This window comes from Halomonas sp. (assembly GCF_052095695.1).
In the GTDB taxonomy this organism is placed as follows: Bacteria; Pseudomonadota; Gammaproteobacteria; order Pseudomonadales; family Halomonadaceae; genus Vreelandella.
The window spans coordinates 1-14,652 of the sequence record NZ_JBQDLQ010000083.1 but is presented as its reverse complement, the minus strand read 5'-3'; the positions used below and the strand labels follow the sequence as shown (position 1 = coordinate 14,652).

Genomic DNA, 14,652 nt, shown 5'->3' with positions numbered 1-14,652 from the left:
CCTGGCGCCCCTGCGATGCGGTCGAAACCGCCGCCTCTTGGGATGCGGCGATCAAACGGCGCGTACGTGCTTAAAGACAGCCAAGGCACACCGGAGCTGATTCTGATAGCTACAAAACGAAAGGGGCCCGCTTTATCGAGACTGTTCAGTAAGGCTGCGGAATATCACCGTCATCATCGTCATCACGCATACGTTCTTGACGCTCGGCCTCTTCCTCTTTGGCATCGTCGATCACTTCCATCAATTCATCCACGTTGGCAATGTGAGTATCAAAATCGAAGTGGCCGGTCAGCTTGCTATCGGGATGCAGCTCGCCTGATTCATACAGCGCCCACATCTCTTTGCCATAATGGGTATTAAGTAGCGCGGGAGCATACTGACCAAAGTAGTTACGCATATTATCGACATCGCGATAAAGCATGGCAGCGGCACTGTTGTTACTGGCGGCGTCAACGGCTTGAGGCAAATCAATAATCACCGGGCCGGTGGCATCCACTAGCACGTTAAATTCCGACAAGTCGCCATGAATTAAGCCTGCACACAGCATGCGTACTACGTCTTGAATAACCTTGGCGTAGTAGGTTTCGGCCTGCTCTGGCGTCAGCGTGACTTCATCTAAGCGCGGCGCCACATTACCGTCGGCATCGCTGATCATTTCCATCAGCAGCACACCGTCTACAAAGCCGTGGGGCTCGGGTACGCGCACACCCGCGGATGCCAGACGATAAAGCGCGTCAACTTCCGCATTAAGCCACGCCTGCTCCTGCTCTTTCTGACCGTAACGTGTTTTCTTCGCCATCGCTCTTGAGCGGCGGCTGTTACGCTCTTTACGCCCTTCCTGGTACTGTACCGCCTGTTTAAAGCTACGCTGCTTGGCCTCTTTAAACACTTTCGCACAGCGCACATCGTCACCGCAGCGTACCACGTAAACCTGCGCCTCTTTGCCGCTCATTAACTGCACCAGCACCTCATCGATCATTCCATCATCGACCAGCGGCTGTAATCGTTTAGGGATTTTCATGGTTAGCTGCGTCGGCTCCTCTTTACTCTCTGTATCGTTGCCATCTACGTTCAGTGATTATTGGCTCAATAACGAATACGACGAACGCGGAAAGCCCGCCCTTTTAAGTTATCACGCTCAAGCTTGGCCTGGGCTTGTTGAATCACATTGCGCTCAACCGCGACATAGGCACTGCGGGCGAGCACTTTAATTTTACCCACTTGATCGCCGCGCAGCCCCCCCTCACTGGTCAGCGCGCCCAGAATATCGCCAGGACGAAGCTTATCTTTCTTGCCACCGGCTAGCTGCAGCGTCGCCATCAGCGGTTCAAACGGCACCGACAGCTGAGGTTTGGGGAGTGGCTCAGTGGCAAGCGGTTGCTGCAGTAACACTTCCAGTTTTTCCAATCGATAGCTTTCTTTCGGAGTCACCAGCGTGCAGGCAATGCCACTGGCACCGGCGCGCCCGGTGCGCCCAACCCGATGCACATGCACATCAAGCTCACGAGCAATTTGGTAGTTAAATACGGCGTCCAGCTGTGCAATGTCTAAGCCACGAGCGGCCACGTCAGTGGCCACCAGGATAGAGGCACTTTGATTGGCAAACAGAATCAGTATGCGGTCACGGTCTTTTTGCTCTAAATCACCGTTGAGAGCTACCGCGCTAAACCCGGCATCCGTCAACTGCTCAGCCACTGCCTGAGTCTCGCGCTTGGTATTGCAAAACACAACGCTGGTGATGGGTCGATAGGTCAGCAGCAGCTGGCGAAGCGCCTCAAATCGCGCCTCTTCATTTGCCACCGTATAAAAATGCTGATGAATCGTGCGCGCATCATGCACCTCGGCGATTTTCACCGTCACCGGTTCGCGCATAATGCCACGGGTCATCTCGGTTAAGCCGCCGGACGCCTGCTCGTCCGGAAACGTCGCGCTAAATAACAGCGTTTGGCGCGAAGCGGGCGTGTCGGCAATGATGTCATCGATGGTTGCCTGGAAGCCCATATCCAACATCCGATCCGCTTCATCCAGCACCAGCATAGCAAGGGAATCCAGCGTCAGCGAACCTTTGCGCAAATGCTCATCAATGCGCCCCGGCGTACCCACCACGATGTGCGCGCCGTGTTCTAAAGAGCCAAGCTGGGGGCCGAACGGCGCGCCACCGCACAGCGTCAGCACTTTTACATTAGCCATACCGCGGGCCAACCGACGTAGCTCTTCTGCCACTTGGTCGGCGAGCTCACGGGTTGGGCACAGCACTAACCCTTGTACGGCAAAGCTTTCTACTTTCAACGCCGCCAGCAGCGCCAAACCGAATGCCGCCGTCTTACCTGAACCCGTTTTCGCCTGCGCTAGCACATCGCGCCCGGCCAGCATCGGCGGCAGGCTTCGCGCCTGCACCGGCGACATTTCATAGTAGCCAAGAGATGCAAGGTTGCTCAGCAAAGCTGCAGGCAACGCTAACGAGGAGAAAGAAGAGTCAGACACGATATTACCTTGCTTGGGCCACAAGTGTGCGGCCATCATAAATACAGTGCGCGCCCTCTGGAGGGCAGTCGACGCACACAAACGTTACGGCACCATACCAGAAAGTGCCTCGATCTGCGCCGCCATAACATCGGCGTCACGTTGCCAGGGATACAAAAGTGGCCTCACTCAGGGTGGCTAGGTCTCTCGGCGTCAGTTCAATTTCAAGCCCTCGTCGGCCCGCGCTGACATACACAGTGGCGAATGCTTCGGCTGATGAATCCACAAACGTGACTAGACGCTTTTTCTGGCCTAGTGGGCTCACCCCACCCAACACATAGCCTGTGGTGCGCTCTACTTCTTCTGGCGCGGCCATGACGGCTTTTTTAACGTCGGCCGCTTTGGCGATTTTCTTTAAGCTTAGCTGCCCCGTGACAGGCACGATGCCGACCGCAAACTGCTTGCCATTCAACTTCACAACTAGCGTTTTAAAAACCTGTTCGGCAGACACACCAAGTTTTTCAGCGGCTTCTAAACCATAAGACTGCGCGTCAACATCGTGATGATACTCATGAACTTGGAAGGCAACCCCTGCATGCTTTGCGCTATTAATCGCCGGCGTCATGTCGCTCTCTTTTTTTGCTAGGAACTGAAACACTAACGCCAGCTTAACAAAGCTGGCGTTAGTGTTTATACAGTTAAAATATCAGCGCTTACTGACAAGACACTACTTTACGCATGATGTCTTTCGCCCACAGGGTTTGCCCATCGGGCGTACGCCCATGATCGTTCCAGCGTTCGACCGTTTCCAAGCAGAAAGAACCAGCGCTTTCAACGGTCGTATCGCGATTAGCCGGGCGCTCTCCGCCAATACGCATCACGTCTGGATTATCGGAAGTATAGCGAGGAGCAATGGTAGAGCTTGCACAGCCAGTGACCAGAACAGTCAGCAGCAGTGCGGGTAAACAGCGGCGCAATGGCATGTTGTTACAACCCTCAACGTAGCGATCATTAAATAGCACCGCGATATAAACAACGCCAATCTTTTTTAACGCAGGTTAGCCGGCAACCAGGGTAAGACTGGTGACAGGGCGTAGATTTAGTCGCTTGCAGCGCTGCTCTACGCTATCAACTATTTCCTGGGCATCGTGAAGCTGCTGCTTATCGAGCTGGATGTTTACCATCAAGGAACTGCCTACCTGCGCTAGGCGCACATCATCAGCGGCGACGTCAAAATCAGCAACGTCTTTCATGACACCTGGCACACCGAACATTAGCTCACACAGCGCGCCTTTCACCATGCGAATTGGCATCGGTAAGAAGCTGCCGGCAATCACCAGCACCATGACTGGATCGGCAAAGCGTGCGTAGCTCGCCCATAGCGTTTGCGTTAGCCCCCAGGTGAGCACAAAGCCAAGCATAACAGCGGCACTTAGCCAGGTATCCATCTGCCACTGGCATAATTCCGTGGCTAGCAGCGACGAGCGTGCCACGCGGGCATAGCACCGCAGCATTCTCTTAGCCGCCTTCCCAGTGTCAATCGCGATGACTTAGCCTAGTACACGCAGGTGTGCTTAACCTATGTACAAGACGACAAACTGATCAGCGAGGCGCTGTTTTCAGGCAATTATCTTGGGCTCACCATGTTTGAAGTCATACGCGACGCTGGGATTAATGCCACCGGCTGGGCGCTACTCCCTTATCCGCTGGCCAAAAGTGCTTTGGAGGCAGGCACTTTGTGTACGCTCAATCACGAGCTCGTTTTAGACAGCCACCATTACCGCTATGTAGAAAGCGATAACCGTGGCGTAGTGGCCGCAGCGCTGCTGAACAAGGTGGCGCACTGTTTAGCCACGCTGCGCCAATCCGAGTTTTCTTAACCACTGCTCAAGCAGACTGACACAGCGTTGAAATAATTTAATTGGCAAAAAATGCCAAAGCCTTCCACGCTATTACAAAGTACTAAATAAGGAGATGCCAGGACACGCCACGTGAGGGACACAGGCAAGTGTCATCTGGGCGTAATACGCACCTGCCAGTGTCGAAGTTGCCGTCAACCAAGGAGTGATTCCACCGATGGTACGACTCGATAAGAAAGCCACTCGGCTGTACGTGCTGGACACTAATGTCCTCATTCATGATCCTGCCGCGCTCTATCACTTCGATGAGCACGATGTTGTTATCCCGATGACGGTTCTGGAGGAACTGGATAAGCACAAAAACGGTATTCGTGAAATCGCCCGCACGGCCCGCCAAATCAGCCGTACGTTTTCTGACCTTACTAGCCAAGTCACCTTTGATGAAATTCAGCTCGGCATCCCAATCCCTCGAATTAGCGGCGAATCAGGTCGCCTGCACTTTTTATGCTACAACGATTTAAAGCTCCTCGACGCCATTGATGACAGCCCCGATAACCGCATATTGGCGGAGACCTGCCGCCTGCGCGATGAACGCCCCGATGCCTCGGTGATTCTGATCACCAAAGATATCAACCTGCGCGTTAAAGCCGCCGCGCTAAAGGTACCGGTTGAGGATTATCTAAACGACCGCGCGTACTCTGATAGCGATGCCATGATTGAAGGCGCGCAAGTCTATGCCTCAGCAGGGCAAGATGGCGCCACGCTATGGGAAGGCCTCAATGTTGATGTCACCGTCGAGCGCGTTGGTCATCACACGTTTTATCAGCTCAATGGCGTGATGCCCAAGCATTGGCACGTTGGCATGCTGGTGTCGGATAGTGAGAATGGCGCAGAGTTCGAGGCGATCGTTCGCGAACTGGGCCCCTCCACCGCCCGCCTTCAGCTACTGACCAACTACCGCCACCATGCCGGCGTGTGGGGCGTTCATGCACATGACAGCCGGCAAAACTTCACCTTAAACCTACTGATGGACCCGGATATCGACTTGGTGACGGTGGCCGGTAACGCCGGTACCGGTAAGACGTTTATGACGCTAGCGGCCGCCTTTCAGCAAACGCTGGATGCCAAGCTGTTTGAGCGCATCGTATTTACCCGCGCCCCGATCCCCATGGGGGAAGACATCGGTTTTCTACCCGGTACTGAGGAGGAGAAAATGTCACCGTGGATGGGGGCTTTCCACGACAACATGGATAACCTACTGCGCAATGAGGAGGGAGAGTCCAGCTGGGATAATGGTGCTACTCGCCAACTGATTGGATCACGCGTACAAATTCGCTCACCGAGCTTTATGCGTGGCCGTACCTTAAATGACACATTCTTAATCATTGATGAAGCGCAAAACTTTACCCCCAAACAGCTAAAGTCGCTGGTAACACGGGCGGGACGCAATACCAAGATTGTCTGCCTGGGCAACGTTGGTCAGATCGACACCCCCTACCTAACCGCCAACACCTGCGGCATGGCGGCCGTCGTTGAGCGTTTTCGCGACTGGCCTCACGCCGGCCATATCACCTTGAAAAGCGTTGAACGTTCACGCTTAGCACTCGCCGCTGAAGAGCTGTTATAAGACTAGCGATTGTTAAGCACCATCCCTCACGCTGGGACCGGGTGAGGGATGATTTAGCCACCAAGTAAGTTTAACCAAGAAGCGATGCACACAAGTACTTCAACGACAGGGCTTAAGCGACTACTCAGTGTCTGATGACCGCCACGGCTGAGGGCTGCCAATAGTGTCTGCGGAAAACGCCTCACGTTCGCCAAGAGGACGCGGATAACCGACGGTTGTGTCGCGGTATGTCTGACGCTCCATTTCACTGTTCACTTCTGCTCCGAACAGCACCACGAAGGCAGAAAGCCAAAACCATATCATTAACGCTATGACGGCCCCCAGCGATCCATAGAGCTCACTAAAGGTTGCGAAATAGCGCACGTACAGTGAAAGTCCGCCAGAACCTAATAGCCACATAGAAGTGGCGAGTAGCGTCCCATAGCCTAACCACCGCCACTGCGCTGAACGCCGGTAGGGTGCGAAACGATAAAGTAACGCGATCAGCATGCTCATTAGCACCAAGAGCGCAGGCCAGCGTAGCCATTTCAGCAACTTATCCAGGGGTGGATCAATGGCTAGCGCATCGACCAAAATGGGGACGATGGCGATAAAGCCCAGTGATACCAAGGTCATAATAATTAAACCAAACGTCAGCGACACCAGCACTGTACTGCGATGAAATAGTGAACGTTTTTCCGTTTCCCCGTACACCACGTTTAATCCAATCACTAATACCGCCACGCTTTTTGAGGCAATAAACATGGCAATCAATAGGCCGACTAGCGTGGCCATCACGTTACTTGACTCAGTACTTTCCACTACCTTCTGGGCCTGCTGATCAATTAACTTGGCCGCATCGGGTGGCATAAAACGGCTAATTTCGTACAACTGCTGACCCGCCTCATAGGGATCAAACAGCAGCCCCCAAAGCGAAATAACCGCGGCAATAGTGGGAAACAATGCAAGCAATGCGTAAAAAGCGACACCGGCCGCCAGCATCGTAATGCGGTCCCGACGCGCGGCGCGCACTACTCGCCAGACAATATCATGCCAGCCACGAGCGGGAATCTCGCCCGGCACCTCGGCACGCCGGCCACGCTCAAGATTACTCATAGCGCGTCAAAACCCAACACGGTTGCGGCATTCTCATCATCCTTGGCCTTCCCACATAAGTAGCGCCGCAAGCACTGCGGCAAGCACCATCATCAAACCACTAGAATGATGCCGCAACCAGCTCTCCCCGGCCAATCCCCGTGATAAAGAAACCATGAATCTCTTTTCCACACTTTGCACGGCAGTCACGCTGGCCACTTTAATCTTGCCACAGGCGTGGCCTATCAAACGTATAGGCACTAGCGCAGCGTTGGCTATAAAGGCATACAGCCACCATAGATCACCTGCGGGGGGCGATTTACGCTTAAAGGAGCGGGTTAATAGCCAGCCCAATACAGCGAGAAGAACACCTGCCGGAAATGGCCATATAATCCCCAGCCACTCTTTAAGAGGCGGCATTTCAATACTGCCCGCAGGTAGCGGTAACCACAGCGGCGTTACGAGCGCCGCCATAATGCCTGCAAGCCAAGCACCCCACTGCCACGGATTGATGCCGCCTTGCTCGCGCTGCTGCCACTGGCGCCAAAGCGCAACACTTACTAGCGCCGCGGTGCCAACGGCGGCCCAACTCAGCAGCTTAATTAACGATTCATGGTGCATCTCATAAAGCGGACTTTTGACACCCCATTTGCTGACTATACCTGCGCCAACAGCACCAGCCAGCGATATACCCGGCAGCGCCATCAACGCCCACACCAGAGGCATCGGCCAGCGTGGCAGGTGCTCACTAATGCTGGTGCCCATAAACAGACTGCCTTTGGCCAGCGCGTGATGAGCGGCAAACAGCACCAACCCCGGCCACAGCAGTGGCCAAACATCCGGCGCCACTAGTCCCATTGCCACCAGCGCAGTCATCATGCCCATTTGACTAATACTTGAGTACGCCAGCACGGCTTTTGGGTGGTGCTGAAACACACCGTAAAGCGCAGCGGCAAAGGCTGCTGCCAAACCAGCGATCAGCATAACGTGGCCAAACTGGGCTAAGGCACCAGATACCTCTTCATGACCCAGCGGCAGCACGCTTATCCAACCGAGCAGGCCGGCTTTAATCATCACCCCGCTAAGCACCGCACTGGCCGGTGCGGGCGCTACCGGATGCGCCAACGGCAGCCATACGTGCAATCCGATAACGCCGGCTTTTACACCGAAGCCTAAGCACAGTAAGGCGGCCATCCATGCGCCCTGCTCTGCGATTAAAATCCCCTCACGCACGCCTTGCAGCGTTAGCGTGTCGGCCTCACCGGCGGCCCATAAAAAGCCGGCTAAAATAAGCCCTTCGCCGACCACGGCCAGTATTAAAGATACCCGCGCCCCCAGCCGAGCTTCTTGTGTACCGGTGTGCACTACGAGGGCATAAGCGGCAAACGTCATCAGTGCAAAGCCTAAATAGAAGCTGGCAATATCCTGGGCGACAACCAGCAGCACGTTGCCTAATAAGGTCATTGGCCACAACAGTGACAAACGCTGCAGGCGACGCTGAGCGTCTTGATCGCCTGCCTGAGCCTGCGCCTGCTCCGCCGCAAAATAACCTCGCGCGTGCACGGCTGCCAAACACCACAGCAGCGCGGTAAACGCCAGCCATGGGCGGCTGAGCGAGTTTAACGCCCACTCCCCGCCCAGTATCCAGGCATCGATAGTCCACTGCGCTTCGCCACCGTACGCTAACAGCAAGGCAGGCCAAGCAGCGCTCACCCACAGCAGGGAAAAATAGTCGCGCCGTGAGCTTGGTGTGCGATAGGCGTGCCAAGCTGAACACCCAGCGACGCACAGCGGCCATAGCAGTGACAGCGCCAGCAGCAGCGTCATCATAGCAAGTACTCCCCGTTTGCAACGCGGGTTGCCCAATCCAGCGGGCTAAACGGCAAGCCTGCCAACAAACCAGCAGCGAGGCTCACCAGCGCGGTAAACACCATCGGTAAAAGCAACCAGCCATGGGTTTCAAAGCGGCCTAAACGCTGCTCGTCGGGCCAACTGCCTGTGCCATGAGAAGGCCCTAAGCGGAACCACAGACGATGCACAATCGGCAAAAAATACATCGCGTTGAGCGTACTGCTGATTACCAACACGGCCACCACCCAGTACATTTCGGCCTGGATCGCGCCAATACCGAGGTACCATTTGGTAATAAAACCAGCAAAGGGCGGGAGGCCAATCATGCCTAGCGCGCCAATCGTAAACGCAATACTGGTTAACGGCATGCGCTTACCGGCACCGTCCATCTCGTCGATGCGGTGAATCCCCAGCTCTTCTGCGTAGTTACCCGCACAGAAGAATAGCGTGACCTTCATTAATCCCTGGTGCAGCAAGTGCGCTAACGCGCCAATAGTGCCGAAAGGCCCAAATAAGCCTATGCCGAGAATAACGTAGGAAACTTGGCTGATAGTAGAAAACGCTAAGCGTGGTTTCAGCTCCTCTTGCGCGATGGCTCTCAACGATCCATAAATAATCGTAATAGACGCCGCCACCGCCAGCGCGGTGATGACACCAAGCTCCACGCTAAGCTCAATGCCATACAGATCATAAACCACTCGCAGGATGCCAAACGCGCCAGCCTTCACGACCGCGACGGCGTGCAACAGCGCACTCACCGGCGCTGGCGCAACCATTGCTCTTGGTAGCCAGCCGTGCAGCGGCACCATAGCAGCCTTAACCGCAAACCCGCCCACCAGCAGCGCAAAGATTAGCGTTAGCAAACCACGGTTATCGTTTACATAATCGCCCAAGCCAGCTTCGGAAGAAAACGACTGGTCCCCCGTCAGGCTATAAAGCAGCACCGCACCCAGGAGCAGCACCACGCCAGCCGTGAGGGTATAGCGCAAATAAGCGCGGCCCGCGTTGAGCGCTTGCTCTGTACCCCGGTGCACCACTAGCGGGTACGTGGAAAACGTCAGCATTTCGTAGAAAATCAGGAAGGTGAACAAGTTATCAGCCAGCGCAATGCCGATGGTGCTGGCCACGCAGAGGCTAAAAAAGCCAAAAAAGCGCTTCCGGTTGGCAGACCCTTCCAGGTAGCCAATAGCGTAAATCGTCGTACACAGCCAAAGCAGTGACGATAACCCGGCGAACATCACCCCAAGCGCATCCGTGCGCAATACGAAATCAACATCGCCGACAACCTGGAAGCTGAAAATATCTTCATATCCAGCGGCGACCCGCCTGACCATCAAGGTGACCAGCACAATATTGGTGACCGCCGCCAGTAGATTAATCGTGGTGCGTAGACGATGGGACTCTTCCGGCAGCGCAAAAATAATCACGGTGACTAACAGCGCGATAGCCAGCGCGGTAATGGGTAGCCACCCAGCAGTCATGCGCCACCTCCATGCAACAATTCCAATGGATAATGCGCGAAAAGCCCCAGCGCGAAAGCGGCTAGCGCCAGCATCAGGGCGATTACGTCCATCCCCGACGCAAGAGGTTGGTATCGATGGCGCGGTGCCGTTTCGTCAAACGAGTAGCGAAACAGGCGGAATATATAGGCCGCGGTTAACAGCGTACCGGTTAATAGCGCAGCCACTGCCCACCACTGCTGAGTAATGATCATCGCCTGAAGCAGCATCCATTTCGCCGTAAAGCCAGCGCTTGGCGGAAGCCCCATTAGAGTGATAGAAGCGATGCCAAACACGAGCAGTGAAAGCGGCAGACGGCGGCTGGTCCCCGCCAAGCCTTTGAGCGTGCTCTCCCCAGTGGCCAATATCAGGTTGCCTGCAGCCATAAACATGGCGGCTTTAGCGAAGGCGTGGCCCATCAGCTGTAGCCAAAATCCTTCCCACGCTAAAGCGCGCGGCAGTGGCGCAATATCTGGACCGAGCAGGAGTGGAAAAATCACCATCAAATAGCCCAGCTGCGCGACGGTTGATGAGGCAACCAACGTTTTCAGTGAGTCGGTTCGCCATGCTAATAGGCCACCCCATACAATCGCCAGCATGCCTAGCCAGGCAATAACACGCGATGCATAGAAAGCATCCGGCAGTAGAATGCTCCACAGCAGCACCAGCATAAACAGCGAAGCCTTGATCACCAGCCCGGCATGCAGTGCGCTCACCGGCGGCCAGGCATTTTCGTGGACAGGCGACAGCCAGGCATGCAGCGGAAACAGCGCAGCTTTTAACGCCAGCCCCGCGCCCATCAGCGCCGCCGCGAACCATGCCACGGGACCGGGCTCGATTATCTCGGCTAAACCGTGTAAATCTAACCGGCCCCAGCGACCTAGAATCAAAGCAACGCCCAGCAAATAAGCCAATGACCCCATCAGCGCTAGCAGCAAATAGCGCATCCCCGCCTTAAGGGCAGGCGCTTTCCCCGATAGCAGCAGCATGCCGACTGCCGCCAAGCCCATCAGTTCCAACGCAACATAGAGTGTGAGTAGATCAGTGGCTAGCCACATTAATGAAAGCGCGCTGATCAACGTCCCCATCAGCGGCCAAAGCCAGCGTGCCATCGGGCCGGGGTCGCTTAAGCGCAAATAGCCCGGCGTATATAGCGCTGCGGCAACGCCAATCCACTGGGTCGTTAACAGCAGCAGTACGCTGAGCCCGTTTAAACGCAGCGACAGCTGGATATCCGCCACCGCCCACTGCCAGCGCAGTAACCCCGCATCGTTAAAGGCGAACAGCAGCATTAAACCAGCCGCCACTATCGGCGCGCTGGCGAGTAGCACTGGCCATACGCGTTTAGGGGGGAATAATGCCGCCAATAGTCCCATTAGCAGCGGTAGGCAAAGCGCCATCAACAGCGCCCAATGGGTTGTGGCAAGCGGCGTAAAGGTGCTATCGAAGAGACCAAAACGCCAGATCATGTCGCACTCTCCTTGAGCCCGCTGTCGTGGTCCAAAGCATCAACGCCTTCCAAATGTAAAAGCTGTCTTATCAGCAAGACACCGAGCATCGACCCCAGCACTGCCACTAGCAGCCCCACGCTTATTAAAGCCTGGACAGCCGGAGTGGTACCCGCCACGCCGGCGAGCAGCATAAACACTCCAGAACTGAGTAGATTAAACGCCAGCAAACGTCTTAACAGATGACGATGTAGTGCAAAGGAGGCCATGGCACTGGCAGCAATCACCACACCAGCCAATACCAGCGGATGCTCAGCAAGGGAATGCTGCATATCGGCTAATACATAGCGAATCGCGGCAGCGACCATGACAAACCAGACCAGCGCTAACACTACGCGCACGGCAGCTCGCGACCATGGCTCGCTAAAATGATCGTGCGATAAAACGGATGAGCCGCTAGACCCAACGTGACCGAGGGCATAAAAAAAGCAGAACCCTGTCAGCGCTGCTCCTAGCAGTAGCTCTGCGCTTGCTAACCAAACGGCACCTAGCTGCCACCATGCCAATGCCATAGCGATAGCAAAAGCCACAAAGAAGCGGCAGGCGCGCAGAAGATGGCGATCAAACAAGCACACCAGCGCCGTCCCCGTAAGGCACAGCGCTAGCGCTACTTCTATCACATCAATGGAAGCTATCATTCGTTTTCGCTACGTCCTTGCATCGGGCACGAATAGGCGCTTAATTTAGGAAAATGCTAGCTTAGACGTGTGCCCAGCCATTTGCCGATGTCATTAACCTGCTGTGGACAGAGCGCGTGGGCCATTGGGTACTGGCGGTAATTGACCGTATAACCCATCTCTTTCAAGCGGTCTACGCCACTGCGCCCCAGGCTTTCGGGCACGATAGGATCAAAGTTACCGTGCTGTACTTCAATAGGTATTTTTCGATTCGCATCGCTAAGAACGATATTGTCGGCAGTGGCAAAATAGGTCGACATCGCTAACAAGCCGCCCAAGGGCGCGGGGAAAGTGAGCGCGGCTTCGTAAGCGACGGCGCCGCCTTGCGAAAAACCCGCCACAATAATGCGCCGGCTATCGATTCCCTGATCAATTTGCTCTTGAATCAGCCCCTGTAATCGCTCAGCCGATTTTTTGAGCTGGCTTTTATCCACCCGACGGCCCAAATCCATGGCGAGAATGTCGTACCACGCGGGCATCACCATGCCGCCATTAATCGTCACGGCCAAGCGCGGCGCATGGGGCATGATAAAGCGAACCTGCGAGTTTTTATGCAGTGCTAACGCGGGCACTAGCGGCTCAAAATCGTGCCCGTCAGCACCTAAACCGTGAATAATAAAGACACACGCATCGGCAGGTTGACCGTTTTTCGGCTCAATAATCAGTTCGCCAGGATCAGTCATCGACTCTCATTCCTTGTGCAAAAAAAGCAACCCTAGCGCAAACCAGTGCTAACCGCGAGTAGTGGCGCGCCTAAAGGAGCCACTACACTGCCAAAAGCTGTTTTAAAAAGGCCATACCAAAGGAATCAACACCAGCGCTATCGCACCGGTTAGCACATTTAAACCACTGCCTAAGCGCAGAAAGTCACTCACCCGGTAGCCGCCGGGGCCATACACCATCAAGTTCGTTTGATAGCCGATAGGCGTTAAGAAGCTAGCAGAAGCAGCAAACATAACGGCCACTACGTAAGGCATCGGGCTAACGCCTAAACTTTCTGCAGCGCTCATCACGACCGGAAAAATAATCACTGCCGCAGCATTGTTAGTGACTAGCTCTGTGAGAAGCGCTACAACACAGTAGGTCCCTATCAGCAAGAGTAGAGGATTACCCGCCACTAGCGCCAGCAAACCACCGGCAATCACTTCCGCCGCACCGGAGCTTTGAAGCGCGGCCCCCACGCCAAACGAGGCGGCAATAGTTAGCAGCACCTGGGTATCAAGGCCTCGCTTAGCCGCTCCCACCGAACAACAGCCGGTGAGTAGTACTAGCGCAGCCCCTAACATGGCGGCATTGAGCATGCTAAGCACGCCCAGTGCTGCAAACACCACGGCACCCAGTAAGATCCCCCACGCAAGCGGGGCCTTTTCATGGATCGGCCGGGCTGACCCATTAAGCTCGCTTATCAGCAAGAAGTCTCTGGACTGACGATGACGCTCAATAAACGGTGGGCGTGCTTCTAACAGCAGCACATCCGCCGACTGCAAGCGTACTTGACCTAAATTCCCTTTTACCCGCTCACCGCCACGGCATATCGCCAGCACCGCCGCGCCGTACAGTGTTCTAAACCGGCCATCGCGAATACGCTGGCCAATAAACTGGCACTGGTCAGACACAACGGCCTCGACCAAACGGCGCTCTTTAAACTCTTTCTCTAAACTGGAAGTATCGTCTCGTGAAGGAATTAGGCCACGGATTTGCTGTAGCTCTACCGCTGCATCGCTGGTGCCGACAAACACTAGCCGGTCGCCACCTTTAAGCTGCTCCCCCGGGCCGACAACGCTGACAATGTTGCCTGCGCGCTCAATCTCCACCAGGAACAGCTCCTGTAAATGACGCAGCCCAGCTTCCTCAACGCTACGGTCGACCAGTACACCCGCTGGGTCTACCTCCATTTCAATCGTGAACTCACGCGGATTGGCAAACGCACTGGCCACCCCGGAACGCGCCGGTAGCAGCCGCGGCCCTAGTGCAATCAGGTAGATTAGGCCCGCTATGGCCACGGGAATCCCGACCCAAGCAAGATCCAAAAGGCCCATGCCGCGCTCGGGATAACGGTCAAGCAGTAGTCCATGCACGACCAAGTTAGTACTG

General features: G+C 55.2%; 14 protein-coding genes. 2 read left to right on the top strand and 12 right to left on the bottom strand.

The genetic code is table 11. The annotated features are described in order from the left end of the window. Window positions 1–145: 145 nt before the first annotated feature. The 5 genes from ACTH5D_RS14320 to ACTH5D_RS14300 all read right to left on the bottom strand — a co-directional run bounded on the left by ACTH5D_RS14320 (window position 146) and on the right by ACTH5D_RS14300 (window position 3,977). Window positions 146–1,021, bottom strand: a complete 876-nt coding sequence (locus ACTH5D_RS14320; protein WP_441672396.1) for a PA4780 family RIO1-like protein kinase — start codon at window positions 1,019–1,021, stop codon at window positions 146–148. 65 nt (window positions 1,022–1,086) lie between these two features. Beyond that, window positions 1,087–2,520: an ATP-dependent RNA helicase DbpA gene (gene dbpA, locus ACTH5D_RS14315; RefSeq protein WP_441672398.1), complete on the bottom strand. Its 1,434-nt coding sequence runs from the start codon at window positions 2,518–2,520 to the stop codon at window positions 1,087–1,089. A 100-nt stretch (window positions 2,521–2,620) separates the two neighbouring features. Continuing rightward, on the bottom strand, window positions 2,621–3,088 hold the full coding sequence (gene ybaK / locus ACTH5D_RS14310) for a Cys-tRNA(Pro) deacylase (protein WP_441672394.1): 468 nt from the start codon (window positions 3,086–3,088) through the stop codon (window positions 2,621–2,623). An 88-nt stretch (window positions 3,089–3,176) separates the two neighbouring features. Continuing rightward, window positions 3,177–3,446 carry a hypothetical protein gene (locus ACTH5D_RS14305; RefSeq protein ID WP_441672392.1) on the bottom strand — a complete coding sequence of 90 codons (270 nt, stop codon included), beginning with the start codon at window positions 3,444–3,446 and terminating at the stop codon, window positions 3,177–3,179. 75 nt (window positions 3,447–3,521) lie between these two features. Next, entirely contained in the window at window positions 3,522–3,977 is a 456-nt protein-coding gene (locus tag ACTH5D_RS14300) for a hypothetical protein (RefSeq protein WP_441672390.1), read from the bottom strand. A 54-nt stretch (window positions 3,978–4,031) separates the two neighbouring features. On the opposite strand from ACTH5D_RS14300, the gene ACTH5D_RS14295 reads away from it, so the two are divergent. Together ACTH5D_RS14295 and ACTH5D_RS14290 are read left to right on the top strand one after the other, a co-directional pair. After that, window positions 4,032–4,343, top strand: coding sequence for a hypothetical protein (locus ACTH5D_RS14295; protein ID WP_441672388.1), 312 nt, complete (start codon window positions 4,032–4,034; stop codon window positions 4,341–4,343). Window positions 4,344–4,539: 196 nt separating this feature from the next. Next, window positions 4,540–5,949 carry a PhoH family protein gene (locus tag ACTH5D_RS14290; RefSeq protein WP_441672386.1) on the top strand — a complete coding sequence of 470 codons (1,410 nt, stop codon included), beginning with the start codon at window positions 4,540–4,542 and terminating at the stop codon, window positions 5,947–5,949. 120 nt (window positions 5,950–6,069) lie between these two features. Here the strand turns inward: ACTH5D_RS14290 and ACTH5D_RS14285 are convergent, their stop codons facing one another. The 7 genes from ACTH5D_RS14285 to ACTH5D_RS14255 form a co-directional block, all read right to left on the bottom strand. Next, window positions 6,070–7,044, bottom strand: coding sequence for a YihY/virulence factor BrkB family protein (locus tag ACTH5D_RS14285; protein WP_441672384.1), 975 nt, complete (start codon window positions 7,042–7,044; stop codon window positions 6,070–6,072). 36 nt (window positions 7,045–7,080) lie between these two features. After that, window positions 7,081–8,853 (bottom strand): complex I subunit 5 family protein, encoded by a 1,773-nt coding sequence (locus ACTH5D_RS14280; protein WP_441672382.1) that lies wholly within the window; start codon window positions 8,851–8,853, stop codon window positions 7,081–7,083. Further along, window positions 8,850–10,355: a complex I subunit 5 family protein gene (locus tag ACTH5D_RS14275; RefSeq protein WP_441672380.1), complete on the bottom strand. Its 1,506-nt coding sequence runs from the start codon at window positions 10,353–10,355 to the stop codon at window positions 8,850–8,852. The genes ACTH5D_RS14280 and ACTH5D_RS14275 overlap by 4 nt, the downstream gene beginning before the upstream one ends. Then, entirely contained in the window at window positions 10,352–11,842 is a 1,491-nt protein-coding gene (locus tag ACTH5D_RS14270; RefSeq protein WP_441672378.1) for a complex I subunit 5 family protein, read from the bottom strand. The genes ACTH5D_RS14275 and ACTH5D_RS14270 overlap by 4 nt, the downstream gene beginning before the upstream one ends. Then, a complete protein-coding gene (locus tag ACTH5D_RS14265) occupies window positions 11,839–12,519 on the bottom strand; it encodes a hypothetical protein (RefSeq protein WP_441672376.1) in 681 nt (226 codons plus the stop codon). The genes ACTH5D_RS14270 and ACTH5D_RS14265 overlap by 4 nt, the downstream gene beginning before the upstream one ends. A gap of 56 nt (window positions 12,520–12,575) precedes the next feature. Continuing rightward, window positions 12,576–13,241 carry an alpha/beta hydrolase gene (locus ACTH5D_RS14260; RefSeq protein WP_441672374.1) on the bottom strand — a complete coding sequence of 222 codons (666 nt, stop codon included), beginning with the start codon at window positions 13,239–13,241 and terminating at the stop codon, window positions 12,576–12,578. 102 nt (window positions 13,242–13,343) lie between these two features. Continuing rightward, window positions 13,344–14,652: SLC13 family permease (locus tag ACTH5D_RS14255; protein WP_441672372.1), on the bottom strand; the 1,309-nt coding region annotated here is incomplete at its 5' end.

Excerpts from the sequence above, each read along its gene's own strand:
- ACTH5D_RS14320 (WP_441672396.1), bottom strand. The coding sequence starts at position 1,021 with ATGAAAATCCCTAAACGATTACAGCCGCTGGTCGATGATGGAATGATC.
- dbpA (WP_441672398.1), bottom strand. The coding sequence starts at position 2,520 with ATGGCCGCACACTTGTGGCCCAAGCAAGGTAATATCGTGTCTGACTCT.
- ybaK (WP_441672394.1), bottom strand. The coding sequence starts at position 3,088 with ATGACGCCGGCGATTAATAGCGCAAAGCATGCAGGGGTTGCCTTCCAA.
- ACTH5D_RS14305 (WP_441672392.1), bottom strand. The coding sequence starts at position 3,446 with ATGCCATTGCGCCGCTGTTTACCCGCACTGCTGCTGACTGTTCTGGTC.
- ACTH5D_RS14300 (WP_441672390.1), bottom strand. The coding sequence starts at position 3,977 with ATGCTGCGGTGCTATGCCCGCGTGGCACGCTCGTCGCTGCTAGCCACG.
- ACTH5D_RS14290 (WP_441672386.1), top strand. The coding sequence starts at position 4,540 with ATGGTACGACTCGATAAGAAAGCCACTCGGCTGTACGTGCTGGACACT.
- ACTH5D_RS14285 (WP_441672384.1), bottom strand. The coding sequence starts at position 7,044 with ATGAGTAATCTTGAGCGTGGCCGGCGTGCCGAGGTGCCGGGCGAGATT.
- ACTH5D_RS14280 (WP_441672382.1), bottom strand. The coding sequence starts at position 8,853 with ATGATGACGCTGCTGCTGGCGCTGTCACTGCTATGGCCGCTGTGCGTC.
- ACTH5D_RS14275 (WP_441672380.1), bottom strand. The coding sequence starts at position 10,355 with ATGACTGCTGGGTGGCTACCCATTACCGCGCTGGCTATCGCGCTGTTA.
- ACTH5D_RS14270 (WP_441672378.1), bottom strand. The coding sequence starts at position 11,842 with ATGATCTGGCGTTTTGGTCTCTTCGATAGCACCTTTACGCCGCTTGCC.
- ACTH5D_RS14265 (WP_441672376.1), bottom strand. The coding sequence starts at position 12,519 with ATGATAGCTTCCATTGATGTGATAGAAGTAGCGCTAGCGCTGTGCCTT.
- ACTH5D_RS14260 (WP_441672374.1), bottom strand. The coding sequence starts at position 13,241 with ATGACTGATCCTGGCGAACTGATTATTGAGCCGAAAAACGGTCAACCT.